The sequence below is a fragment of the Kitasatospora sp. NPDC093806 genome (assembly GCF_040683335.1).
GTDB lineage: Bacteria > Actinomycetota > Actinomycetes > Streptomycetales > Streptomycetaceae > Kitasatospora.
The window spans coordinates 115,253-139,793 of sequence record NZ_JBFBDO010000001.1 but is presented as its reverse complement, the minus strand read 5'-3'; the positions used below and the strand labels follow the sequence as shown (position 1 = coordinate 139,793).

The following is a 24,541-nucleotide window of genomic DNA, read 5'->3' as shown; positions in this document are numbered from 1 at the left end:
CGGCGCCCCGGCACATTCTGCGTCAGTTGCAGGTCAGCGAGGTGTCAGCGGGCGCGACAAGCATCGTCCGTACCGCCGGGTGACCTTGTCGAGGGGATAGCTATGGATGACGTTCGGACGGCCGGCCTGCCACTCACCGCGGGCCAGCAGGACATCTGGTTCGACGAGAAGATCACCGGTGGCGGCGCCAGCTACAACACGGCGATCTTCTGGGACATCCAGGGGCCGCTGGACCGGGACCTCTTCCTGACCGCGCTCGGCCGGCTCGTCGAGGAGTCCGAGTGCCTGCGCACCCGGTACTTCGAGGTCGACGGCGAGCCGCGGCAGATCGTCGAGCCGCTGCCCGAACCGCCGCTGGCGATCACCGACGTGAGCGCCGCGGCCGACCCGTTCGAGGCCGCCCGCGACGGCATCCGCGCCGACATGGCGATCCCGTTCGACATCGCCTCCGGCGAGCCGCTGTTCCGGCTCAGCGTCTACCTGCTGGCCGAGGACCGGATCGTCTTCTGCCTGAACAACCACCACCTCGCCTCCGACGGCTTCAGCTACGTCATCTACTGGCAGCGGCTGTCCGCGATCTACGCCACCCTGCTGGAAGGCGGCGACCCGGACGAGGGCCGGTTCGCCCCGCTGCAGACCCTGATCGACGCCGAGGCCGCGTACGTCGACCACAAGCACCACGCCCGCGACCGGGCCTACTGGGAGCAGCGGCTCACCGACGCGCCCGAGCCGATCACCTTCTCCCGCCGGGACGCCGAGCCCGCGCAGACCTTCCTGCGCGAGCAGACCGTGCTGCCGGTGGAGATCGCCGAGAAGATGCGCGCCATCGCCTGGGAGATCCGGGCGACCTGGCAGAGCGTCGTGGTGGCGGCCGTCGGCGCCTACACCCAGCGGATCACCGGCGCCCAGGACGTGCTGCTCTCGCTGCCGGTCACCGCCCGGGTCGGCGGCACCATGCAGGTCATCCCCGGCATGGTGGTCAACTACGTGCCGCTGCGCCTTGCCGTGCACCCCGGCCTGACCCGCGGCGAGCTGCTCGCGGCGGCGTACAAGGAGCTCGCCGGCGGGCTCAAGCACCAGCGCCTGCGGGTCAGCCGGATCCGCCGCGGCATGGGCCTGTCCAGCGACGACCGCCGGGCGTTCGGGCCGTTCGTCAACATGATGCCGCAGATCGAGAAGCTGTCGATCGGCCCGTGCGAGGCCGTCATGCACAACCTCTCCACCGGCCTCATCGACGACTTCGAGTTCACCCTGGCCGACAAGGGCGAGGCGGGCATCGCCCTCGACCTCAGCGGCAACGAGGCCCGCTACGACCGGGACGAGCTGCGCGACCACCTCACCCGCTTCCTCACCTTCCTCGACCGGTTCGTCTCCGCCGACGCGGACACCCCGCTCGCCGCGCTGGACCTGCTCGCCCCCACCGAGCGGGCCGAGCTGACCGCCGCGCTCACCGGGCCGGTCCGCACCGAGCCCTACCTCGGCGTGGTCGACCGGGTCCGCGAGCACGCCCGGCAGCGCCCCGACGCGGTCGCCGTCACCGACGACGGCGGCGTGCTGACCTACGCCGAACTGGCCGGCCGGGCCGGCGCCGTGTCCGAACTGCTCGCTGGCGACAGCGGCGTGGTCGCCATCCTGACCGAGCCCGGCCGGGACTTCCTGGTCGCCGAGCTCGGCGTGCTCGGCACCCGCCGGGCCTTCCTGCCGCTCGACCCGCGCGCCCCGCTGGCCCGGCTGACCGACCTGCTCGCCGACAGCGGCGCCACCGCCGTCCTCGCCGACCGGGCCCACCGCGAGCTCGCCGAGCGGGCCGGCGTCCAGGTCGGCCGCCCGGTCACGGTGCACGAGCTGGACGGCGCCCGGGTGGCCCCCGAGGCCCTGGCGCCGGTCGGCGACGACCCGCGCGACCTCGCCTACGTGATCTACACCTCCGGCTCCACCGGCCGCCCCAAGGGCGCCCTGGTGGAGCGCGGCGGCATGGTCAACCACCTGCTGGCCAAGGTCGAGGACCTCGCCCTGGACCAGGACGCCGCGGTGGTCCACAGCTCCCCGGTCACCTTCGACGTGACGGTCTGGCAGACCCTCTCCGGCCTGGTCGCCGGCGGCCGGACCCGCCCGGTCCACCGGGACGTCCAGGCCGACCCGGACGCCCTGTTCGGCACCATCGCCGCCGAGAAGCTGACCGTGCTGGAGGTCGTCCCCTCGCTGCTGCGCGCGACCCTGGACGCCTGGGACGCGGCCGGCCGCTCGCCCGCCCTGCCCACCCTGCGGGTGCTGATCTCCAACGGCGAGGCGCTGCCCGCCGAACTGTGCGCGCGCTGGTCCGGCTACCACCCGGCCGTCCCGGTGGCCAACATGTACGGGCCCACCGAGTGCTCCGACGACGTCACCCACGAGTTCGTCCGGCCCGGCGAGACCGTCGACGGGCCCACCGCGCCGATCGGCCGCCCGGTCCGCAACACCACCCTGTACGTGCTCGGCGACGACCTGACGCCGGTGCCGCGCGGCGTGCCCGGCGAGCTGTTCATCGGCGGCGCCGGCGTCGGCCGCGGCTACCTCGGCGACCCGCGCCGCACCGCCACCACCTTCCTCGCCGACCCCTTCGCGGGCGGCGGCGCCCGGATGTACCGCACCGGCGACCGGGTGGTGCTGCGCGGCGACGGCAAGCTGGAGTTCCTGGAGCGGCGCGACCACCAGCTGAAGATCCGCGGCCAGCGGATCGAGCCCGGCGAGGTCGAGTCGGCGCTGCGCACGCTGGCCGGCGTGGGCGACGCGATCGTGGTCGGCGTGCCGGACCGGGCCGGGCACAAGCGCCTGGTCGGCTACCTGGCCCCGGAGGCCGCCGGCGACGAGGCCGCGGCCGCCGCCGCGCTGGACACCGACGCGCTGCGCGCCGAGCTGGCCGCGCTGCTGCCCGGCCCGATGGTGCCCTCCGTGCTGATCGCGCTGCCCCGGCTGCCGCTGACCGCGCACGGCAAGGTGGACCGCAAGGCGCTGCCCGCCCCCGCGTTCGAGCGGACCGAGACCGGCCGGGCCGCGGCCACCCCGCAGGAGGAGGTGCTCTGCCAGGTGCTGGCGGAGGCCCTCGGCCTGCCCCGGATCGGCCCGGACGACAACTTCTTCGCGCTCGGCGGCGACTCCATCACCGTCATCCAGGTGGTCAGCCGGGCCCGCAAGGCCGGCCTGGCGGTCACCCCCCGGGACGTCTTCCGGCACCGCACCCCGGCCGGCATCGCCGCCGTGGTCCGGGCGGCCGAGCCGGCCGCCCCGGAAGCGGAGGCGGACGGCGTCGGCGCCGTCGAACTCACCCCGGTGATCGACCAGTTGCGCGAGGAGCTCGGCCGACTGGACGGCCCCGCCCGGGAGTTCGCCCAGTACGCGACCGTCACCCTGCCGGCCGGCGCGCGCACCGAGGAGCTGCTGCCCGCGCTCCAGGCGGTGCTGGACCGGCACGACGCGCTGCGGCTGCGGCTGACCGAGCCGGTCCCCGGCCTGTGGTCCGCCGAGACCCTGCCGGTCGGCGCCGTCCGCGCCGAGCAGGTGCTCCACCCCGCCGCGGCGGACGCCGACTTCGAGGGGCAGCTGGCCGCCGCCCGCGCCCGGCTGCGCCCCGAGGAGGGGCTGCTGGTGCAGGCCGTCCGGCTGCCCGGCGAGGGCCCGGCCGACCGGCTGCTGCTGGTGATCCATCACCTCGCCGTGGACGGCGTCTCCTGGCGGATCCTGCTGCCCGACCTGGCGGCCGCCTTCGACGCCGCCCGCACGGGCACCGCGATCCGCCTCGACCCGGTCGGCACCTCCTTCCGGCGCTGGGCCAAGCTGCTCTCCGAGGAGTCCCGGGCCGCCCACCGGGTCGCCGAACTCCCGTTCTGGGCCGAGCAGTCGACCGCCGAGCGGGCCCCGGTCGCGGACCGCCGCACCGACCCCGCGCGGGACGTCCACCGCACCGCCGGCCGGCTGCGCGTCGAGCTGTCCGCCGACCGCACCGCCGAGGTGCTCACCCGGGTGCCCGCGGTCTTCCACGCCGAGGCCAACGAGGTGCTGCTGACCGCGCTGGCGCTGGCCGTCGGCGACTGGCACCGCAAACACGGCCGCACCGGCCGGCGCACCCTGGTCGAGCTGGAGGGCCACGGCCGCGAGGACGTCTTCCCGGGCGTCGACCTGTCCCGCACGGTCGGCTGGTTCACCAGCGTCCTGCCGCTCGCCCTCGACCTCGGCGAGCTGGACTGGGCCGAGGCGTTCACCGGCGGCGCGGCCGCCGGCACCGCCCTCAAGCGGATCAAGGAGCAGCTGCGCGCGCTCCCCGACCACGGCCTCGGCCACGGCCTGCTGCGCCACCTCAACCCGCAGACCGCCGGGGTGCTCGGCCGGCTCGGGACCCCGGAGATCGGCTTCAACTACCTGGGCCGGTTCGCGGCCGGCAGCGGCGGCGCCTGGTCGGTCGAGAGCGGCGGCGCCGGTCTCACCGCCTCGCCCGACACCCCGCTGCGCTACGCCGTCGACCTGGTCTCGATCACCGAGGAGCGGCCCGGCGGCGCCGTCCTGGTCGCCGACTGGACCTGGGCCGAGGGCCTGCTGTCCGAGCAGGACGTCCGGCAGCTCGCCGAGGGCTGGTTCCGCGCCCTGGAGGCGCTCGCCGCGCACGCCGCCCGGCCCGGCGCCGGCGGCCGCACCCCGTCCGAGTTCCCGCTGGTCGCGCTGACCCAGCCGGAGATCGAGGCGTACGAGCGGGAGTTCGAGAACCTGGCCGACATCCTGCCGCTCTCCCCGCTGCAGCGCGGCCTGCTGTTCGCGGCCGAGTTCGACCGGCACGGCATGGACGCCTACACGCTCCAGGTGGTGATGGACTTCGGCGGGCCGCTCGACCGCTCGGCGCTGCACGCCGCGGCCGGCGCGCTGCTCGCCCGCAACCCCGGCCTGCGGGCCTCCTTCCACAGCCGCGACCTGGGCGACCCGGTGCAGATCGTCTCCGCCGAGGTGCCGCTGCCGTGGACCGAGGTCGACCTCACCGGCGTGCCGGCCGAGGAGCAGGAGGACGAGGTCCGGCGGCTCACCGACGAGGAGTGGCTGCGCCGCTTCGAGGTCGAGCGGGCCCCGCTCACCCGGTTCACCGTCTACCGGCTCGGCGCCGAGCGGCACCGGGTGGTGTGGACCGCGCACCACATGCTGGTGGACGGCTGGTCGCTGTCCGCGGTGCTGGCCGGCGAGCTGGTCGAGCTGTGGGCGAACGGCGCGGACGTCGCGGCGCTGGCGCCGGTGGTCCCGGCCCGCGGCTTCCTGGAGTGGTCGGCCGCGCAGGACAAGGCGGGCGCCCGCGAGGCCTGGCAGAAGGAGCTGGCCGGCATCGACGAGCCGACCCGGCTCGGCCCGGCCGACCGGGGCCAGGTCTCGGCGCTGCCCGGCACCTGGGAGAGCGAGCTGGACACCCGGCTGACCGACGCGCTCGGCGGCTGGGCGAAGGCCCGCGGACTCACCATGAACACCGTGGTCCAGGGCGCCTGGGCGATCACCCTCGGCCGGCTCACCGGCCGCCGCGACGTCACCTTCGGCGCGGTCTACTCGGGCCGCCCGGCCGACCTGCCCGAGGTCGACCGGATGGTCGGCGCCTTCCTGCACACCCTGCCGGTCCGGGTGAACCTGGACCCGGGGCTGAGCGCCGAGGCGATGCTGGCCGACCTCCAGGACCGCCAGCTCGGCCTGGAGGAGCACCACCACCTCGGCCTGGCCGAGGTGCAGCAGGGCGCCGGCATCGGCGAGCTGTTCGACACCGTGGTCAGCTACCACAACTACCCGGCCGGCGTGCTGGACGGCATCGCCGAGCGGATCCCCGGCCTGCGGCTGCTGGGCTGGGAGGCCCGGGTCGTCGCCGAGTACCCGCTGGCGCTGAGCGTCTTCCCCGGCGAGCGGATCCGGCTGGAGGCCCAGTACCGGCCCGACGTGTTCGGCCCCGAGGAGGTCGCCGCCACCGTCCGGCGCTTCGTCCGGGTGCTGGAGGCCCTGGTCGCCGACCCGGCCACCCCGCTCGGCCGGCTGGAGACCCTGGACGAGACCGAGCGCGGCCAGCTGCTCGGCGACTGGTCCGGCGCGGCCCGCGCGCAGCAGCCGACCGAGCTGCTCACCACCGAGCTGTTCGAGCGCCGGGCGGCCGCGGCCCCCGACAAGACCGCCGTCCTGCTCGGCACCGAGGAGACCGGCTACGCCGAGCTGAACCGCCGGGCCAACCGGCTGGCCCGGCGGCTGACCGGGCTCGGCGTCGGCCCCGAGCGCACCGTCGCGGTGCTGCTGCCGCGCTCCGCCGACCTGGTGGCCGCCGCCCTCGGCGTGCTCAAGGCCGGCGCGGCCTACCTGCCGGTCGACCCCGGCTACCCCGACGACCGGATCGGCTACATGCTGGCGGACGCCCGCCCGGCCGTCCTGCTGACCGACGCCGCCACCGCGGCCCGGGCGGCCGAGCACGGCTGGCCGGCCGGCGAGGTCCTGCTGGTCGACGACCCGGAGACGGCCGCGCTGGCGGACGGCGACCTCACCGACGCCGACCGGACCGCCCCGCTGCGGGCCGGCCACGCCGCCTACGTCATCTACACCTCCGGCTCCACCGGCCGCCCCAAGGGCGTCGTGGTCGCCCACACCGGCCTGCTGGCGATGGTCGCCAGCCTGGTCGAGCGGTTCGGCCTGGACGAGGAGACCCGGGTCCTGCAGTTCGCCTCGGCCAGCTTCGACGCCTCGGTCTGGGAGTTCATGCTGGCGCTGCTCAACGGCGGCACCCTGGTGATCGCCGACGACGAGTGCCGGGCCCCCGGCCAGCCGCTGGTCGACCTGCTCAACCGGGCCCGGATCAACCTGGCCGGCCTGCCGCCGGTGGTGGTCGGCGGACTGCCCGAGGGCAGCACGCTCCCCGCCGACCTGCGGCTCGCGGTGGCCGGCGAGGCCGTCCCCGCCGAGGTGGTCGAGCGCTGGGCCGACAAGGTCCGGCTGTTCAACGGGTACGGCCCGACCGAGGCGGTGGTCGCCTCCACCGTCGGCGGCCCGCTGGAGGGCGACGGCCGCCCGCCGATCGGCCGGCCCACCACCGCGCACCGGGTCTACGTGCTCGACCGCGACCTGGTGCCCGTCCCGGTCGGCGTGGCCGGTGAGCTCTACGTCGGCGGCGGCCTGGCCCGCGGCTACCTGGGCCGGCCCGACCTCACCGCGCAGCGCTTCGTCGCCGACCCGTTCGGCCCGGCCGGCGGCCGGCTCTACCGGACCGGCGACCTGGTCCGCTGGCTGCCCGACGGCCAGCTCGACTACCTCGACCGCGCCGACGACCAGGTGCAGCTGCGCGGCTTCCGGATCGAGCTCGGCGAGATCGCCTCGGCCCTGCTCGCCCAGCCGGGCGTGGAGCAGGCCGTGGTGACGGTCCGGGAGGACGACGGCGAGCGCCGGCTGGTCGCCCACGTGGTGGTCGCCGACCCCGCGGTCACCGGACTGCTGCGCGAGCGGCTGGCCGAGTCGCTGCCCGAGTACATGGTGCCCTCGGCGGTGGTCGCGCTGGAGGCGCTGCCGCTGACCGCCCAGGGCAAGCTCGACCGCAAGGCGCTGCCCGCCCCCGAACTGGGCGGCCGGACCGAGGGCCGGGCCCCGCGCACGCCCACCGAGGAGATCCTCTGCGGCCTGTTCGCCGACGTCCTGGACGTCGAACGGGTCTCCGTGGACGACGACTTCTTCGCCATCGGCGGGCACTCGCTGCTCGCCACCAAGCTGGTCAGCCGGGCCCGCAGCGCGCTCGGCGTGGAACTGCCGATCCGCGCGCTGTTCGAGCAGAAGACGGTCGCGGCGCTGGCCGGCTACCTGGCCGGCGCGGCCACCGCCCGCACCCCGCTCGCCCCCGCACCCGAGGGCACCGAGCCGCCGCTGTCCTTCTCGCAGCAGCGGCAGTGGTTCCTCAACCGCCGCGAGGGCGACAGCGGGGCCTACAACTCGCCGGTGGCGCTGCGGCTCAACGGCCGGCTCAACGCCGAGGCGCTCCAGGCGGCGCTCGCCGACCTGGCCGAACGGCACGAGGTGCTGCGCACCGTGCTGCCCGAGGTCGACGGCGTGCCCACGCTGCGGGTGCTGGACGCCGCCGCCGGGGCGCCGGTGCTCAAGGCCCGGCACACCACCGCGGACGGCCTCGCCGCCGCGCTGGCCGCCGAGGCCGACCAGGGCTTCGACCTGACCGCCGAACCGCCGCTGCGGGTCCGGCTGTTCGACCTCGGCCCGGACGAGCACGTGCTGCTGCTGGTCTTCCACCACATCGGCTTCGACGGCTGGTCGATGGCGCCGATGCTGCGCGACCTGGCCGCCGGCTACCGGGCCCGGTCCGCCGGGCACGCCCCGCAGTGGCGGCCGCTGCCGGTCCAGTACGCGGACTTCGCGGTCTGGCAGCGCGAACTGCTCGGCTCCCCGGAGGACCCGGACAGCCTGGTCGGCCGGCAGCTCGACTACTGGCGGGACGCCCTCGCCGGGATCCCCGAGCAGCTGGAGCTGCCCACCGACTTCCCCCGTCCGGAGGTCGCCGGCACCGAGGGCGACGAGGTGATGTTCGACCTGGACCCGGCGCTCTACGCGCAGCTGGTCGAGATCGCCCGGAACACCGGCACCACCGAGTTCATGGTCCTGCAGGCCGCGTTCTCCACCCTGCTCGGCCGGCTCGGCGGCGTCACCGACGTCCCGCTCGGCATCACCGTCGCCGGCCGCACCGACGAGGCGCTCGACGACCTGGTCGGGGTGTTCATCAACTCCCTGGTGCTGCGCAGCGACCTGAGCGGCGACCCGACCTTCCTGGAGCTGCTGGACCGGCTCCGGGAGAGCGACCTGGCCGCGTTCTCGCACCAGGACGTGCCCTTCGAGCAGGTCGTCGAGGCGGTCCGGCCGAGCCGCTCGCTGGCCCGGCACCCGCTGTTCCAGGTCGTGCTGAGCATGCAGAACAACGAGGAGGGCCGGCTGGACCTGCCCGGCCTGCGGGCGAACCTGGAGTTCATGCCCACCGACCGGGTCAAGGTCGACCTGGTGCTGCAGATCGTGCCCTGGCCGGAGACGAACATCGTGCGCGGCCTGCTCGGCTACCGCACCGACCTGTTCACCCGGGGCACCGTCGAGCGGATGACCGAGCAGTTCGTCCGGCTGCTGCACGCGGTGGCCGCCGACCCGCGGGCCCGGCTCAGCACCCTGCCGCTGCTCTCCGACGCGGAGCGCGCGCAGGTGCTGGACGGCTGGAACGCCACCGACCACGCCGGCCCGGAGCGCACCCTGCCCGAGCTGTTCGCGGAGCGGGCCGCCCGGACCCCGGACGCGCCCGCCGTCACGGCCGGCGCCCAGCGGATCACCTACGCCGAGCTGGACGCCCGGTCCAACCGGCTGGCCCGCCGGCTGATCGAGGCCGGCGCCGGACCGGAGCGGTTCGTCGCGCTGGCCGTGCCGCGGCCGATCGACCGGGCCACGGCGGCCCTCGCGGTGCTCAAGTCGGGCGCGGCGGTGCTGCCGGTCGAGGCGGACGAGCCGCCCGCCCGGATCAAGGCGCTGCTCGCCGAGCTCGCCCCGGTCGGCCTGCTGACCACGGCGGGCCTCGCCCCCCGGCTGCGCCCGCTGCAGCTGCCCACGGTGGTGCTGGACGCCCCCGAGGTGCTCGCCCAGTCCGACGGCCCGCTGGCCGACGGCGAGCGGACGGCGCCGCTGCGCCCCGAGCACGCCGCGTACGCGATCCGCGCCGAGGGCGCGGACGGCCGCCCGGCCGCCCTGCTCGTCGAGCACCGCGCGGCGGCCGAACGGGCCGCCTGGGCGGAGCACGGCGGCGCCGAGGCCGGACTGCTCGCGGTGCTGACCGAGGGCGGCGCCGCCGCGGCCGAGCCGCTGCCCGCCGACTGGGCTGGACCGGCGACCTTCGGGCCGCGCGAGGCGGCGGCCTGGAACAGCCGGCGCTACGTCCTGGACGAGTGGCTGCGGCCGGTGCCGCCCGGAGTGGTCGGCGAGGTGTACGTCGCGGGCGCGGTCCTGCCGCGCGGCTACGCCGGACGCCCCGGCGACACCGCCCAGCGGTTCGTGGCGAACCCGTACGGCCCGGCCGGCTCGGTGCTGCTGCGCACCGGCGAGCGGGCCAAGTGGGACCCGACCGGGGTGCTGCTGGCCCCGGGCGAGGCGGCGGTGCAGCCGGCCGCCCCGGAGGCGGACGAGCCGGCCACGGCCGAGGCGCCGCTGACCGAGGCGGAGCGGGCGCTCTGCGGGATCGTCGCCGAGGTGCTCGGGAAGCCGGAGTTCGAGACGGGCCTGAACTTCTTCGACCACGGCATGGACAGCATGAAGACGCTGCGGGTGGTCAGCCTGGCCCGCAAGGCCGGGCTGGAGGTCAGCATCGCCGACGTCTTCGCCCACCAGACGGTCCGCGAGCTGGCCGGTTCACTGGCCGGTTCGCCGGCCGAGGAGGAGCCGGCCGCGGCACCGGAGGCGACGCCGGAACGGCGCGGCAGCACCGACATCATGGCCGAGGCGATCGAGACGATCGCGGCGGCCGACGGCCACGACGACGAGTCCGACCCGTTCAGCCCGATGCTGCGGATCGAGCGCGGCGGCGACCGCCCCGCCCTGTTCTGCCTGCACAGCGGCGTCGGCTTCGCCCTCTCGTACCTGCCGCTCACCCGCTACCTCGACCCGGCCCAGCCGGTCTACGGCGTGCAGGCGCCGTGTGTGGTCGGCGACGCCCCGCTGCCGGAGAGCATCGAGGCGGCCGCGGCCGGCTACGTCGAGTCGATCCGCGCCGTCCAGCCGGAGGGCCCGTACCACCTGCTCGGCTGGTCGCTCGGCGGCATCCTCGCCTACGAGGTCGCCGTCCAGCTGCGGGAGGCCGGCGCCGAGGTCGGCCTGGTGGCCAACCTGGACGCCTACCCGCGCACCGGCCTGGCCGACGAGCGGGACGAACAGGCCCTGCTCGGCTGGCTGCTGGAGGGCATCGGACACCACCGCTCGGAGTTCGGCGACCGCGAGCTGACCATCGAGGACGTCTACCAGGCGCTGCGCCGGGACAACAGCCCGATGGCCCGGATGGGCGAGCGGCGGATGGCCCGGATGGCCGACCTGATGCGGCACCACCAGGGCCTCAACACCCGCTACCGGCCGCGTGGTTACGACGGGCGGATGACGATGTTCGTGGCCACCCGGGCGACCGGCTGGGGCGCGGAGGGCAGCGACCCGACCGAGCTGTGGCGGCCGTTCTTCGACGGTCCGATGGACGTCCACCGGATCGACAGCACGCACGACGACATCCTCGGCCCGGAGCCGCTGGCCCAGGTCGGCCCGGCGGTCGCCGCCGAACTGGCGCGGCTGCACGACGAGTCCAAGGGTGGGAAGGCATGAGTACGACCCTCGTGGTCGGCGGGCCCACAGGCCTGCGGGCGGTCCTGGTCGAGGTCGGCGCGGTGGCCGGACGCCGCCTGCGCCACCTCGGCCGGGCCCCCGGCCGGGTGATCGGCGTGGCGCTCAGCCCGCTGGTCTCGATGGTGATGCTCGGCTACCTCTTCCGGGACGCCGTGACCCTGCCGAGCGGCGGCGACTACGCCGAGTACGTGTTTGCCGGCGGCGCCGTCCAGGTCGGCCTGGCCTGCGTCGGGCCGACCGCGATCTCGGTGGCCATGGACCTCAGAGGCGGGCTGGTCGACCGGTTCCGGTCACTGCCGATCAGCCGCTCCGCGGTGCTCTTCGGGCACACCCTGGCGGACCTGCTGGTCGGGGTGCTGGGGCTGGCGATCGTCACGGTCGCCGGCCTGCTGCTGGGCTGGCGGCCGAGCGGCGGCGTGCTGCCGATGCTCGGCGGGTTCGGGCTGATCGTGGTCTTCGCCTACGTGATGATCTGGCTCGGCGTGCTGCTCGCGATGACGCTGCGCGGGGTGGAGACGATCAGCGTGGTCACCCCGTTCATCGTCGTCGTGCTGCCCTTCCTCTCCAACGCCTTCCTCGCCCCGCAGAACATGCCGGCCGTGATCCGCCCGGTCGCGGAGTGGAACCCGGTCAGCGCGGTGATCTCGGCCTGCCGCGAGGCCTGGGGCAACCCCGCCCCGACGGCCGGCGGCTTCCCGGCGGAGCACCCGGCGGTGGTGCTCGTCGTCTCGCTGGGCGTGCTGTTCACCTTCTGCTCCGCGGTGAGCCTTCACCGCTTCCGCACCGCGGGCTCCTGAGCCCCGAGACTGCCTGAGCCCCGAGACTGGGAGTAAGCCATGACCATGCAGCGGACGTCGGACCCGACCGCCCCGGTGTCGGGTCCGCCGGACCCGGCCGACGTCGAACTCACCGACCTCGACCTCACCGACCCGCAGACCTTCCTCGACGTCGACCTGACCGCGATGTGGCGGCGGTTCCGGGCGGAGAGCCCGGTGCACTGGCACCCGCTGCCCGGCGGGAAGGGCTTCTGGGTGCTCTCCCGGTACGAGGACCTGCTCACCGTCTACCGCGACAACAAGCAGTTCACCTCCGAGACCGGCAACGTGCTCACCACCCTGCTGCAGGGCGAGGACTCGGCCTCCGGGAAGATGCTCGCCGTCACCGACGGCCCGCGCCACCGCGACATCCGCAACCTGATGCTCAAGTCCTTCGCGCCGCGGGTGCTCGCCCCGGTGGTCGAGGGCGTGCACCGGCGGACCAGGGAGCTGATGACCGAGGTCCTGGAGCGCGGCCGGCTGGACTTCGTCACCGACGTCGCGGACCACATCCCGATCAACACCATCGGCGACCTGATGGACATCCCGCTCGCCGACCGCGCGCAGCTGGTCGAGTGGAACACCCAGACGCTGTCCCGGCACAGCTCCGAGGACAGCGAGCTGGAGGAGCTGCTGGCCCGCAACGAGATCCTGCTGTACTTCTCCGAGCTGGCCGCCGAGCGCCGCCGCAACCCCGGCGAGGACGTGCTCAGCGCGCTGGTCACCGGGCTGGTCGACGGCCGCCCGCTGAGCGAGGAGGAGGTCGTCCTCAACTGCTACAGCCTGATCCTCGGCGGCGACGAGTCCAGCCGGATGTCCGCGATCGGCGGGCTGATCGCGCTCGCCGAGAACCCCGACCAGTGGCGGGCGCTGAAGGAGGGCACGGTCACCGTCGACAGCGCCGTCGAGGAGGTGCTGCGGTGGACCACCCCCGCCATGCACTTCGGCCGCCGCGCGCTGGTGGACGTGCCTGTGGGCGACCAGGTGATCAAGGCCGGCGACGTGGTCACGCTGTGGAACAGCTCGGCCAACTTCGACGAGGAGGTCTTCGACGACCCGTTCGCCTTCGACCTCGGCCGCAACCCGAACAAGCACGTCGCCTTCGGCCACGGCCCGCACTACTGCATCGGCGCCTTCCTCGGAAAGGTGCACGTGAACGCCGTGCTGGACTCGCTGCGCAGCATGGTCTCCCGGGTCGAGGTGCTCGGCCCGCCGACCCGGCTCTTCTCCAACTTCGTCGCCGGATACAGCGGCCTGCCCGTCGAACTGACCGCCGAAGGAGCCCGCTGACATGACGACCGACCAGGAGTACCGCGAAGAGCTCAGAGTGGCCGGCGGGACCACCATGGGCGTCCTGTGGGCCGCCCCGGCCGGCGGGCCGGGCGCGGCGGACGGGGCGGAGGGCCTGCGGCTGCGGGCCGAGGAACTGCTCGCCGAGCACGGCGCGGTGATGATCCACGGCCTCGGGATCGCCGACGCGGAGGAGTTCCACGCCGCCGTCGACCGGTTCGGCGACCGGCTGATCCGCAGCTACCGGGGCGGCAACACCCCGCGGGTGGCCGTCTCGGACGGGGTCTTCACCTCCACCGAGTACCCGGCGCGGTTCGAGATCTCGCTGCACAACGAGCTCTCCTACGCGCACAGTTGGCCGCGCCGGCTGTTCTTCGGCTGCCTGCTGGCGGCGGAGACCGGCGGGGCCACCCCGGTGTGCGACGGCGCGGCGCTGCTGGCCGCGCTGGACCCGGAGCTGCGGGCCCGGTTCGCCGCCGGGGTGACCTACCGGCAGTACCTGCACGGGGGTTACGGCCTCGGCAAGTCCTGGCAGGCCACCTTCGAGACCGAGGACCGGGTGGAGGTGGAGGGCTTCCTGCGGGAGTCCGAGGCCGAGTTCGCCTGGACCCCGGAGGGCGGGCTGCGGGTGATCCAGCACCGGCAGGGGATCCTGGAGCACCCGGTCACCGGCCGGCCGGTCTGGTTCAACCAGGCCGACCAGTGGCACCCGTCCAACCTGCCCGAGGGTGAGGCCGGGACGCTGCTGTCGCTCATCGACAGCACCGACGACCTGCCGCACTGGGTCACCTACCGGGACGGCAGCCCGATCCCGGACGAGGACCTGGCGAAGGTCCGGGAGGCCGCCCGGCGGCACCGGCTCTCGGTGCCCTGGCAGGACGGCAGCCTCCTGGTCGTCGACAACCTGCGGGTCCTGCACGGCCGCGAGGCCTACACCGGGGCGCGCCGCGTCCTGGTCTCGATGACCTGACGCGCCCCGCGTGCCGCCGCCTCCGGCCCTCAGGGCCTGTCTTCACACGCCCGGCAGGTGGGGGTGTGGAGACAGGCCCTATGCCTGGGCGGCGGCCGTCCAGCGCTTGAGCACGTCGGCGGCGGCCCCGGAGTCGACGGCCTCGGCGGCCCGCGCGTACCCGTCGGCCAGCCGCTCGGTCACCGGGCGCACACTGGGGGAGAGCGCGGCCAGCCCGGCCGCCGCCGACAGCAGCACGGCGTCGCGCACCGGCCCGGGCGCACCGTCCAGCATCGCCCGGGCCACCGCGGCGTTGTGGACCCGGTCCCCGCCACGCAAGGCCTCGGGGGCGGCCGGCGCGATCCCGAGGTCGCGCGGATCGAAGGACTCGGTCCGCACCTCCCCGTCGGCGACCGACCAGACGGTGGAGGTGGTGGAGACCGTGAGTTCGTCCAGCCCGTCGTCGCCGCGGAACACCAGGGCGCTCACCCCGCGGCGCGCCAGTACCCCGGCGAGCAGCGGGGCCGCCCGCAGGTCCGCGACGCCCACCGCCTGCGCGGCCGGCCGGGCCGGGTTGGCCAGCGGGCCGAGCAGGTTGAACACCGTCCGCACGCCCAGCTCCTTGCGGGTCGGCGCGGCGTGCCGCAGCGCCGGGTGGAACACCGGCGCGAAGCAGAAGGTGATGCCGACCTCCTCGACCAGCTCGGCGACCCGCGCCACCGGCAGGTCCAGGCCCACCCCGAGCTCCTCCAGCACGTCGGCGGAGCCGCACGCGGAGGAGGCGGAGCGGTTGCCGTGCTTGACCACCCGGGCCCCGGCCCCGGCCGCGACCAGCGCCGACATGGTGGAGACGTTGACGCTGTCCGAGCCGTCGCCGCCGGTTCCGACGATGTCCACGGCCGGCCCGGCCACGTCCAGCGGCAGGGCGTGCCGGTACATCGCCCGGACCAGCCCCTCCAGTTCGGCCACCGTCTCGCCCTTGGCCCGCAGGCCGACCGCCAGCGCGGCCACCCGGGCCGGCCCGGCGGCACCGGACATCACCTCGTCCATCGCCCAGGCGGTCTGCTCCGCCGACAGGTCCCTGCCGTCCAGCAGGGCGCCGATCAGCTGCGGCCAGGTGGGGTTCGCGGGCACGGACGCCACGGGGATCCTCCTCGAACGGTGCCGGGCCCTCGCCCGGTCGGGTCTCTGCCGATCTGTGCCGTATCTCTCCCGCCCAGTCTGCGCAGCGGCGGGTAGACCCTTCCAGACCAATGCCCCACCGGACGTACGGTCCACTTCGGGTGGACCTTCGAGCGGACCTTCGAGAGGACGAGGACGATGAGCCTGCAGATGGCCCTGGAGGTCGAACGGAGTTCGGACGACTCCCTGACCTCGCAGATCCAACAGTTCATCAAGAACGAGATAGCCGCCGGCGTGCTCCATCCGGGCACCCGACTACCGTCCAGCCGCCGGCTGGCCAGCGATCTGGACGTGTCGCGCAGCGTGGTGGTCGAGGCGTACGGCCAACTCGTCGCCGAGGGCTACCTGGAGGCCGCCCAGGGCTCCGGCACCCGGGTCGTCGACCACCTGCCGGCGAGCGGCGCCGTGGTGCCCGCCCTGCTCGACGAGGGCTGGGTCCCGGCCGTCCGCTGGGACCTGCGCCCCGGCGCGGGCAACACCCCGGCCTTCCCCCGCCGCGAATGGCTGGGCTGCTACCAGCGCGCCCTCCAGGGGGCCGGCCCGGAGAGCCACGCCTACCCGCCGCTGGCCGGCATGGCCGAGCTGCGGATCGAACTCGCCCGCTACCTCGGCCGGGCGCGCGGGGTGCGGACCACGCCCGGTGAGGTGCTGGTGGTCTCCGGCTTCGCCCAGGCGCTCGGACTGCTCTGCGGCGTGCTGCCGCAGTTCGGCATCACCGAGCTCGGGATGGAGGACCCGGGCCACCCCGGGCAGCGGCAGTTCGTCCGGGAGAGCGGGCTGCGCCCGGTGCCGGTCCCGGTCGACGAGGACGGCATCGACGTCGACGCGCTGGCCCGGACCGGCGTCCGGGCGGTCGTGGTCACCCCGGCCCACCAGTTCCCCACCGGCGTCGGCCTCACCCCGGCCCGCCGCGCCGCCCTCGCCGCCTGGGCGCGCGAGGTCGACGGCTGGGTGATCGAGGACGACTACGACGGCGGCCTCTGGTACGAGCGCGGCGGCCGCCCGCTCGCCCTGCAACGGCTCGACCCCGAACGGGTGGTGTACGCGGGCACCGCGAGCAAGACGCTCGCCCCCGGCCTGCGGCTCGGCTGGGTGGCCGCGCCGCCGCAGCTGCTCGGCCCGCTGCTGCGCCACCGCGCCCGGCACGACCTCGGCACCGAGAGCCTCACCCAGCTGGCCTTCGCCGAACTGCTCCGCAGCGGGCTCTTCGACCGCCACCTGCGGCGGATCACCACGCTGTGCCGCAGCCGCCGGGAGGCCCTGGTGGAGGCGGTCCGCAAGCACCTGCCCGGCACCACCGTGCTCGGCGCCCGGGCCGGACTGCACGCCTACCTGCGGCTGCCCCCGGGCACCGACGAGGCGGCGCTGGTGGCCGGGGCGCTGCGCCGCTCCGTGCTGGTGCGCGGCGCGGCGGGCTTCCACGTCCGGCGGCCGTGGGACGCGCCCGCCCTGGTGGTGGGCCACGCCCACCTGCCGCGTTCGGCGCTCACCGAAGCCGTACGCCACCTGGGATCGGTCGGGCACTGGTTCGAGCCGTCGGCGAGCCCGCGTCCAGGAAGTTCCGCAGCATCTGCAGGCCGCCGGTGGTCATGATGCTCTCCGGGTGGAACTGCACGCCCTCGATGGGCAGTTCGCGGTGCCGCAGACCCATCAGATAGCCGTGGTCGGTCGCGGTGGCGGTGGTCTCCAGCTCATCGGGCAGCGGCTCGGAGACGATCAGCGAGTGGTACCGGGCGACCTCCAGGGTGTGGCCCAGGCCCTGGAACAGCCCGGCCCCGTCGTGCCGCACGGTGCTGGTGCGCCCGTGCATCACCTGGTCCGCCACCTCGACCCGGCCGCCGTACGCCAGCGCGATCGCCTGGTGTCCGAGGCAGACGCCGAGCAGCGGGACCCGGCCCGCGAAGGTGTGCACCAGCTCGACGTGGCCGGAGTCGGACGGGTGCCCGGGGCCGGGCCCGAGCACCACCGCGTCCGGGTCGAGCAGGGCCAGCTCCTCGGGCGTGCGGGTCAGCGAACGGACCACCGTGGTGTCCGCGCCCAGCGTCCGCAGGTACTGGTCGATGATGTGGACGAAACTGTCGTACGCGTCGATCAACAGCACCTTCATGCCGTCAGCTCCTCACCGGTCAGGGCCCAGTAGGCGGCCGCGAGCTTGGCCAGCGTCTCCTGCCACTCCGCCTCCGGGAGGGACTGCGCGACCATGCCGGCCGAGCTCTGGCTGGAGTACACCCGCCCGTCGTACTCGATGGTCCGGATGCACAGCGCCAGATCGGCCCAGCCCCGGACGTCCACCAGGCCCACCGCGCCCGCGTAGGCGCCGCGCGGCTCCCGCTCCAGCGAGTCGATGATCTCGCAGGCCCGCTTCTTGGGCGCGCCGGACATGGTGCCGGCCGGGAAGGTGGCCTTGACCGCGTCCCAGACGTCGGTGCCCTCGGTGAGGGTGCCGCCGACCGTCGAGACCAGGTGGAAGACGTGCGAGAAGCTCTCCACCGCCATCAGCTTCTCCACCGGCCGGGTGTTCGGGACGCAGACCCGGCCGAGGTCGTTGCGGCACAGGTCGACCAGCATGATGTGCTCGGCCTGCTCCTTGACGCTCTCCCGCATCTCCTTGATGCGCTGGGCGTTCTCCGCCTCGTCCGGGCCGCGCCGGGTGGTGCCGGCGATCGGACGCATGGTGATCTCGTCGTCCTCGATCCGCAGGAACAGCTCGGGGCTCGCGCCGATCAGCATCCGGTCGGCCCGGGGCATCAGGTACATGTACGGGGAGGGGTTGCGGCCGCGCAGCCGCCGGTAGACCTCGACCGGGGTCAACGCGGTCTCCACGTCGATCCGGTGGCCGATCTGGATCTGGTAGATGTCGCCGACCCGGATGTGCTCCAGACAGCGCTCGGCCCACTCCAGGAAGGTCTTGCGGTCCACACTGTCGCGCACCGACAGCGGGACGGGCGCCGCGGGCACCCCGGCCGGCGCGGCGGTGGCGGCGGCCGCCGTCCGGGCCAGCGCCGGGACGTCCACCGGCTCGGCGGCGGCGGGCAGTTCGGGGCCGGTCGCGGTGAGGTGGTGGACCAGGCCGGTCACCAGGTCGTACCGGACCACGTCCCGGAACAGGGTCAGCGTGACCTCCGGGCCGTTGGGCTCCTTGGTGCGCGGCGGCAGCGTCTCCATCAGCCAGGTCGACTCGTAGGAGAAGGTGGTGAGGAAGCCGAACGCGTAGTCGGAGGACGGCAGTCCGGTGTCCACCCGGAACGCCTGCTGGGCCCGCGCGAGCAGGCTCCACAGCTGGCCCGGGGCGGTGAACAGCAGCCGGGTGGTCCCCGGCTCGGGGTCGGCGGCGACGGACAGCCCGATCCCGGGCGCCGCGGCGGCCAGTGCGGCGCCCAGCGCGGGCAGGCCGTCGACGTCCACATGGCCGTCGTACACCCGGATTTCGCCCAGCCGGCCGAAGCCGACGGTGGCCGAGCGCAGGTCGGCGGCGGCGCCGTCCACGCTCTCGAAGAGGAAGACGTCCCGCTCCGCCAGGGTGCGGCGCAGGCCGGTGTAGAGGTCCAGCGGGTCGTGCGGCGGCAGTTCGCTCGCGGTGACCCGCACCGTGATCGGCGTCCAGTCCGGCGTGGCCATGAAAGCTCCGTTCCGTCTCGGTTGAGCGGTGACCGGTGGACAGCACAACAGTTCGCCGGTCCGGGCGACCAGACCAATCCCGGGGCACCGGTGCGGTCCACTCGGCCTCCGCTTGACCCGTGCGGCGACGGTGAATTCAAGTGGATCCGCCGATGCTCGACCGTGGCTTACGACCGTGGACGGAGAAGCACCGATGAACCAACAGCCGGACTGGCCCGACCAGGTGGCGCTGCGCGCGGTGACCGCGCGCCTGGCCGCCGCCCCACCGCTGGTGTTCGCCGACGAGTGCGACCAGCTGCGCCGCCGACTGGCCGCGGTCGCCCGCGGCGAGGCCTTCCTGCTCCAGGGCGGCGACTGCGCGGAGACCTTCGAGACCACCGGGACGGAGGCGGTCCGCGGCAAACTCAGAACCCTGCTGCAGATGGCCGTCATCCTCACCTACGCCGCTGCCGTGCCGGTGGTGAAGATCGGCCGGATGGCCGGGCAGTACGCCAAGCCCCGCTCCAGCCCGGTCGAACAGCGCGACGGGCTCACCCTGCCCTCGTACCGCGGCGACGCCGTGAACGGGCGCGAGTTCACCGCCGAGGCCCGCCGGCCCGACCCGGAGCGGCTGCTGCGGATGTACGAGTCCTCGGCGACCACCCTCAACCTGGTCCGCGCCCTCACCGGCGGCGGCTTCGCCGACCTGCGCCAGGTGCACGACTGGAACCGGGGCTTCGTCACCGGCTCCCCGGCCGGGGAGCGCTACGAGCGGCTCGCCGACGAGATCGAGCAGGCGCTCGACTTCATGCAGGCCTGCGGCGTCGACACCCGGGAGCTCAGCACCGCGGACTTCTTCGTCGGGCACGAGGGCCTGCTGCTGGAGTACGAGGAGGCGCTGACCCGCAGCACCGAGTCCGGCCGGGAGTACGCCACCAGCGCCCACTTCCTCTGGATCGGCGAGCGCACCCGGGCGCTGGACGGCGAGCACGTCGCCTACTTCTCCCGGATCAGCAACCCGATCGGGGTCAAGCTCGGCCCGACCGCCGACCCGGACACGGTGCTCGCGCTGCTCGACAAGCTGGACCCGGCCCGCGAGCCCGGCCGGCTGACCTTCGTGGTCCGGGCCGGCGCGGACCGGGTCCGGGACGTGCTGCCGACCCTGGTGGAGAAGGTCGCCTCGGAGGGGGCCCGGGTCTGCTGGGTCTGCGACCCGATGCACGGCAACACCTTCACCGCGCCGAGCGGCCACAAGACCCGGCGCTTCGACGCCGTCCTCGACGAGGTGGTCGGCTTCACCGAGGTCCACCACGCGCTCGGCACCCACCCCGGGGGCATCCACGTCGAACTCACCGGGGACGACGTCACCGAGTGCATCGGCGGCGGGTACGAGGTCCGCGCGGAGGACCTGCGCCACCGCTACGAGACCGCCTGCGACCCCCGCCTCAACCACGGCCAGTCCCTGGACCTCGCCTTCCGCCTCGCCGAGCTCTACCGCGCCACCCGCCCCGCCTGACCGCGGTCGCCTTGGAACCCGGTGCCGCCCGGCCGCAGTGCGCCGGGCGGCACCGGGTTCCTACCGTCGAGCCGGGGTCCGGGCGGCGGTCGGCACCGGCTCCGCAGTCGCCGGGACCGGGCGGGGGCGGAGGAGGAGGGCCACCAGGGCGGCGCCGACCAGGGCGGTGGTGGCGGCGGTCAGCAGGGTGTGGTCGAGGGCGGTGGCGAAGGCCGTGCGGAGCAGGTCCTCGGGCAGGCCCGGCTGGGGGCGGCCGGCGCTCAGCGCATGGGCGGTGGCGGCGGGGTCGGCGACGGCGTCCGGGTGGCCGGTCAGCGCGGAGCGCAGGCCCCGGTGCAGGACGAGGCCGAACACCGCGATGCCGAGGGCCTGGCCCAGCTGGCGGAAGGTGTTGAGGGCGCCGCCCGCCATCCCGCCCCGCTCCGGCGGCACCGCCGCCATCGCGGCGGCGGCGAGGACCGGGCTGACCGCGCCGACGCCGAGCCCGGTCAGGGCCAGCCCGGGGAGCAGGGCGGCCCAGCCCGAGGAGGCGTCCAGACCGGTCTGCAGCAGCCCGCCGAGGCCGATCACCGCCAGCCCGCCGGCCAGCGGCACCGCCGTCGGCAGGCCCGCCAGCCGGCGGCCCGCCACGGCGGAGACCAGGAAGGCGGTGACGCTCATCGGCAGCAGGGTGAGCCCGGCGGCCATCGGCCCCCGGCCGAGCACCGACTGGAGCCAGAGCGAGGTGTACGGCAGGTAGGAGAACGCGGCGGCGGAGTAGACGGCGCCGCAGAGCAGCACCCCGGTGAAGGCCGGTCGGCGGAACAGCGCGAGGTCCAGCAGCGGGTGCGCGGCGCGTCGCTCGATCAGCAGGAAGGCGGTGAGCGCGGCGACCGCGACCGCCGCCGCGCCGAGCACCGCGGGGGAGGTCCAGCCGTCCGCGCCGCCGCGGATCAGCACCAGGACCGCCGCGCCGGCCGCGAGCGTGAACGCGACGGCGCCGGGCAGGTCGAGCCGGCCCGCCCCGGGATCGCGGGACTCCGGCAGGGTGCGCCGGGCGAGGACCACCGCGACGACCGCCACCGGCAGGTTGACCAGGAAGATCGACCGCCAGCCCAGGTACTCGGTGAGCAGTCCGCCGGCCACCGGCCCGACCGCCGCCGCCGCGCCGCTGACGGCGCCCCAGACGCCGAACGCCACCGCCTTGTCGCGGCCCTGGTAGGCGAGGTTGAGCAGGGCCATCGCGGTGGCGAACATCGCCGCGCCGCCGCCCGCCTGGACGATCCGGGCGGCCACCAGGGTGCCGCCGTCCGGGGCGAGCCCGCAGCCCAGCGAGGCGAGCGCGAAGACCACCAGGCCGGCCGTGTAGACCCGGCGCCGCCCCACCCGGTCGGCCGCCGCGCCGAGGCCGAGCAGCAAAGCGGCCAGGGCCAGCGCGTAGCCGTCGAGCACCCACTGCAGGCCGTCGAAGTCCATGCCGAGCCCGGCGCCGATGTCCGGCAGCGCCACGATCACGATGCTGACGTCGGTCAGCAGCATGAACACCCCGAGGCTGACCGCGACCAGCGGCCCCCACTTCCGCATCCCCGTCCCCGTTCCCATCCCCGTGCTCCTCCGCTTCCGTCCCGGCCCGTGCGACCGGACGCCCCGTCACTCTCGGCCCTGGGGCGACCGGTGCGCCGCCCGGGCGGGCGGTTCCGACGGAATCCGACACCGCCTACCATCCGGGTGATGGAAACCGTGACGCTGGACGGGCTGGACCGGGCGCTGCTGCACGCCCTGCAGGTGGACGGCCGGGCGCCGTTCCGGCGGATCGCCGAGGTGCTCGGGGTGTCCGACCAGACGGTGGCCCGCCGCTACCAGCGGCTGCGCGCCGCCGGGGTGGTGCGGGTGGTGGGCCGGACGGACGCCCGGCGGCTCGGCGAGGTGGACTGGCTGACCCGGATCCGCTGCGTGCCGGACGCGGCGACGGCGATCGCCGAGGCGCTGGCCCGGCGGCCGGACACCTCCTGGGTGAGCCTGCTGTCCGGCGGCGAGATCGTCTGCAACGCCCGCTCGCAGGTCCGGCCGGAGCGGGCGGAGCTGCTGCTGGGGAAGCTGCCCCGGACGCCGCGGGTGCTCGCGGTGAGCGCGCACTACCTGCTGCGCACGTACGTCGGCGGGCCGGTGGCGTGGAGCGGGCGGACCTCGGCGCTGAGCCCGGAGCAGGTCGGCCGGCTGCGCGCGGCGGCGGCGGCGGTGGCGGGGGCGCCGACGGCGGCGCCGGTGATGTCGGTGACGCCGGACGAGCTGGACCGGGCGCTGCTGGCGGCGCTCGCGGTGGACGGGCGGACGCCGCTCGCGGAGCTGGCGGCCCGGACCGGGGCCTCGGAGGCGACGGTGCGCCGGCGGCTGGCCGCGCTGGTGGCGGACGGGCTGCTGTTCTTCGACGTGGACGTGGAGACCCGGCAACTGGGCTTCGAGATCGAGGCGTTCTGCTGGCTGACGGTGGCGCCGGGCCGGCTGGCGGCGGTGGGGCGGGCGATGGCGGAGCAGCCGGAGGTGGGGTTCGTGGCGGCGACCACCGGGCCGACCAACCTGGTGGCGGGGCTGGTCTGCCGGGACATCGAGGCGTTCTACGACTACCTGACGGAGCGGCTGGGTGCCCTGGAGGGGGTCGGCGGGCTGGAGACGGCGCCGGTGCTCCGGAGCGTCAAGCGCTCCGGAGTGATGATCCGCTGATCGAATAACCCTTTTCTCTCGGCATATTGGCCGGAATCACATGCCTTCTGGCAGATAGTTTGTCTACCTATCATCAGACAAATTAAGCATCGTGCGAATTCTGCCGAAAATAGCTCGCCATGCCTTCCGGGCGCCCTTAGTATCGGAACGAACACTTTCGGTGATCGTTCGGATGTGGACTGCGAAGGGGGACGTCATGGACGGGCAGCTTCGAACCGTGCTGCGTCATGTCGCGTACCCGTCCCTGCTGTTCATGCTGGCGGCCATATCGGTCGCGACCCTGCGCCTGCGCTGGGACCTGGGTCGGGTGAGCCAGCTCTTCCTGATCGGGACCATTGCCTACATGGCCCTGCTGGAATGGCTGATCCCGTACGAACCGGAATGGTCGCCGAGCGGGCGCGAGTGGGGCTGGTACGGCGTCTACTTCGTGCTGACGATGATCGGCGGGGCACTGTCCCAGGTGCCGGTGGCCGCCGTCGTCGGCTGGCTGGCGCCACCCCGTCCGGCCCTGCCACTCTGGGTGGAGATCCCGGCCGCGCTGCTGCTCGGCTCGCTCGCCAACTACCTGATCCACCGCTGGTGCCACACCAGCCCCCGGCTCTGGCGGCTGCACGGCGTGCACCACGTGCCCGACAAGGTGAACGTGGGCAACAACGGCGTCAACCACCTGCTGGACGTCCTGCTCACCCAGGGCGTCGTCCAACTCGCGCTGGCGCTGGCCGGGTTCTCGGTGCCGGCGGTGTTCGTGGTGGGCCTGTTCGTCGTCGCCCAGGGCTACTTCGTGCACGCCAACATCGACGTCCGGCTCGGCGTGCTCAACCACGTCCTCGCCGGGCCGGAGCAGCACCGGCTGCACCACAGCACCGACCTCGCGGAGGCCGGTCACTACGGCTCCGACCTCTCGGTCTGGGACCACGCGTTCGGCAGCTTCACCTGGCGGCCCGGCCGCCGGCCGGCCGCGGTGGGGCTGGTGGACCCGGCCGACTTCCCGGCCACCGCCGAGGTGGTCGCCAGCCATCTCCAGGCCTGGCGGAGGCCGACCCTGGCCGACGACTCGCCCACCCGCCCGACCTGACGCCCCGGCCCGGCCCACCCGCCTGGCCCACCCGCTTC

12 protein-coding genes are annotated in these 24,541 nt (G+C 74.8%); 8 read left to right on the top strand and 4 right to left on the bottom strand.

The window, feature by feature from the left end; translation table 11 throughout:
• Positions 1-102 precede the first annotated feature (102 nt).
• Genes AB0N76_RS00580 through AB0N76_RS00565 form a run of 4 tightly spaced genes read left to right on the top strand, consistent with a single transcriptional unit; the run spans position 103 to position 14,454 of the window.
• Entirely contained in the window at positions 103-11,358 is an 11,256-nt protein-coding gene (locus tag AB0N76_RS00580; RefSeq protein WP_363552004.1) for an amino acid adenylation domain-containing protein, read from the top strand.
• Entirely contained in the window at positions 11,355-12,176 is an 822-nt protein-coding gene (locus AB0N76_RS00575; RefSeq protein WP_363552002.1) for an ABC transporter permease, read from the top strand. The genes AB0N76_RS00580 and AB0N76_RS00575 overlap by 4 nt, the downstream gene beginning before the upstream one ends.
• A 39-nt stretch (positions 12,177-12,215) precedes the next feature.
• Positions 12,216-13,484, top strand: a complete 1,269-nt coding sequence (locus AB0N76_RS00570) for a cytochrome P450 (protein WP_363552000.1) — start codon at positions 12,216-12,218, stop codon at positions 13,482-13,484.
• Position 13,485: 1 nt separating this feature from the next.
• Positions 13,486-14,454 carry a TauD/TfdA family dioxygenase gene (locus AB0N76_RS00565; RefSeq protein WP_363551998.1) on the top strand — a complete coding sequence of 323 codons (969 nt, stop codon included), beginning with the start codon at positions 13,486-13,488 and terminating at the stop codon, positions 14,452-14,454.
• Between the two features lie 78 nt (positions 14,455-14,532).
• On the opposite strand, the gene trpD is transcribed toward AB0N76_RS00565, so the two are convergent.
• Positions 14,533-15,582, bottom strand: a complete 1,050-nt coding sequence (trpD, locus tag AB0N76_RS00560) for an anthranilate phosphoribosyltransferase (RefSeq protein ID WP_363552233.1) — start codon at positions 15,580-15,582, stop codon at positions 14,533-14,535.
• 171 nt (positions 15,583-15,753) lie between these two features.
• Between trpD and AB0N76_RS00555 the strand changes: the two genes are divergently transcribed.
• Positions 15,754-17,208 carry a PLP-dependent aminotransferase family protein gene (locus AB0N76_RS00555; RefSeq protein WP_363551996.1) on the top strand — a complete coding sequence of 485 codons (1,455 nt, stop codon included), beginning with the start codon at positions 15,754-15,756 and terminating at the stop codon, positions 17,206-17,208.
• Here the strand turns inward: AB0N76_RS00555 and AB0N76_RS00550 are convergent.
• Together AB0N76_RS00550 and AB0N76_RS00545 are read right to left on the bottom strand one after the other, a co-directional pair.
• A complete protein-coding gene (locus AB0N76_RS00550) occupies positions 17,102-17,722 on the bottom strand; it encodes an aminodeoxychorismate/anthranilate synthase component II (protein ID WP_363551994.1) in 621 nt (206 codons plus the stop codon). The two genes, AB0N76_RS00555 and AB0N76_RS00550, sit on opposite strands and share 107 nt — an antisense overlap.
• The gene (locus tag AB0N76_RS00545; protein WP_363551992.1) at positions 17,719-19,233 is read right to left on the bottom strand and encodes an anthranilate synthase component I family protein; all 1,515 of its coding nucleotides are present in this window, start codon (positions 19,231-19,233) and stop codon (positions 17,719-17,721) included. Before AB0N76_RS00545 ends, AB0N76_RS00550 begins: the two co-directional genes overlap by 4 nt.
• A gap of 193 nt (positions 19,234-19,426) precedes the next feature.
• On the opposite strand from AB0N76_RS00545, the gene AB0N76_RS00540 reads away from it, so the two are divergent.
• Positions 19,427-20,728 (top strand): class II 3-deoxy-7-phosphoheptulonate synthase, encoded by a 1,302-nt coding sequence (locus AB0N76_RS00540; RefSeq protein WP_363551990.1) that lies wholly within the window; start codon positions 19,427-19,429, stop codon positions 20,726-20,728.
• Positions 20,729-20,788: 60 nt separating this feature from the next.
• Here AB0N76_RS00540 and AB0N76_RS00535 read toward each other — a convergent pair whose 3' ends face one another.
• A complete protein-coding gene (locus AB0N76_RS00535; protein ID WP_363551988.1) occupies positions 20,789-22,309 on the bottom strand; it encodes an MFS transporter in 1,521 nt (506 codons plus the stop codon).
• Between the two features lie 129 nt (positions 22,310-22,438).
• Between AB0N76_RS00535 and AB0N76_RS00530 the strand changes: the two genes are divergently transcribed.
• A complete protein-coding gene (locus tag AB0N76_RS00530) occupies positions 22,439-23,428 on the top strand; it encodes an AsnC family transcriptional regulator (protein ID WP_363551986.1) in 990 nt (329 codons plus the stop codon).
• Between the two features lie 196 nt (positions 23,429-23,624).
• The gene (locus AB0N76_RS00525) at positions 23,625-24,503 is read left to right on the top strand and encodes a sterol desaturase family protein (RefSeq protein ID WP_363551984.1); all 879 of its coding nucleotides are present in this window, start codon (positions 23,625-23,627) and stop codon (positions 24,501-24,503) included.
• Positions 24,504-24,541: the final 38 nt, after the last annotated feature.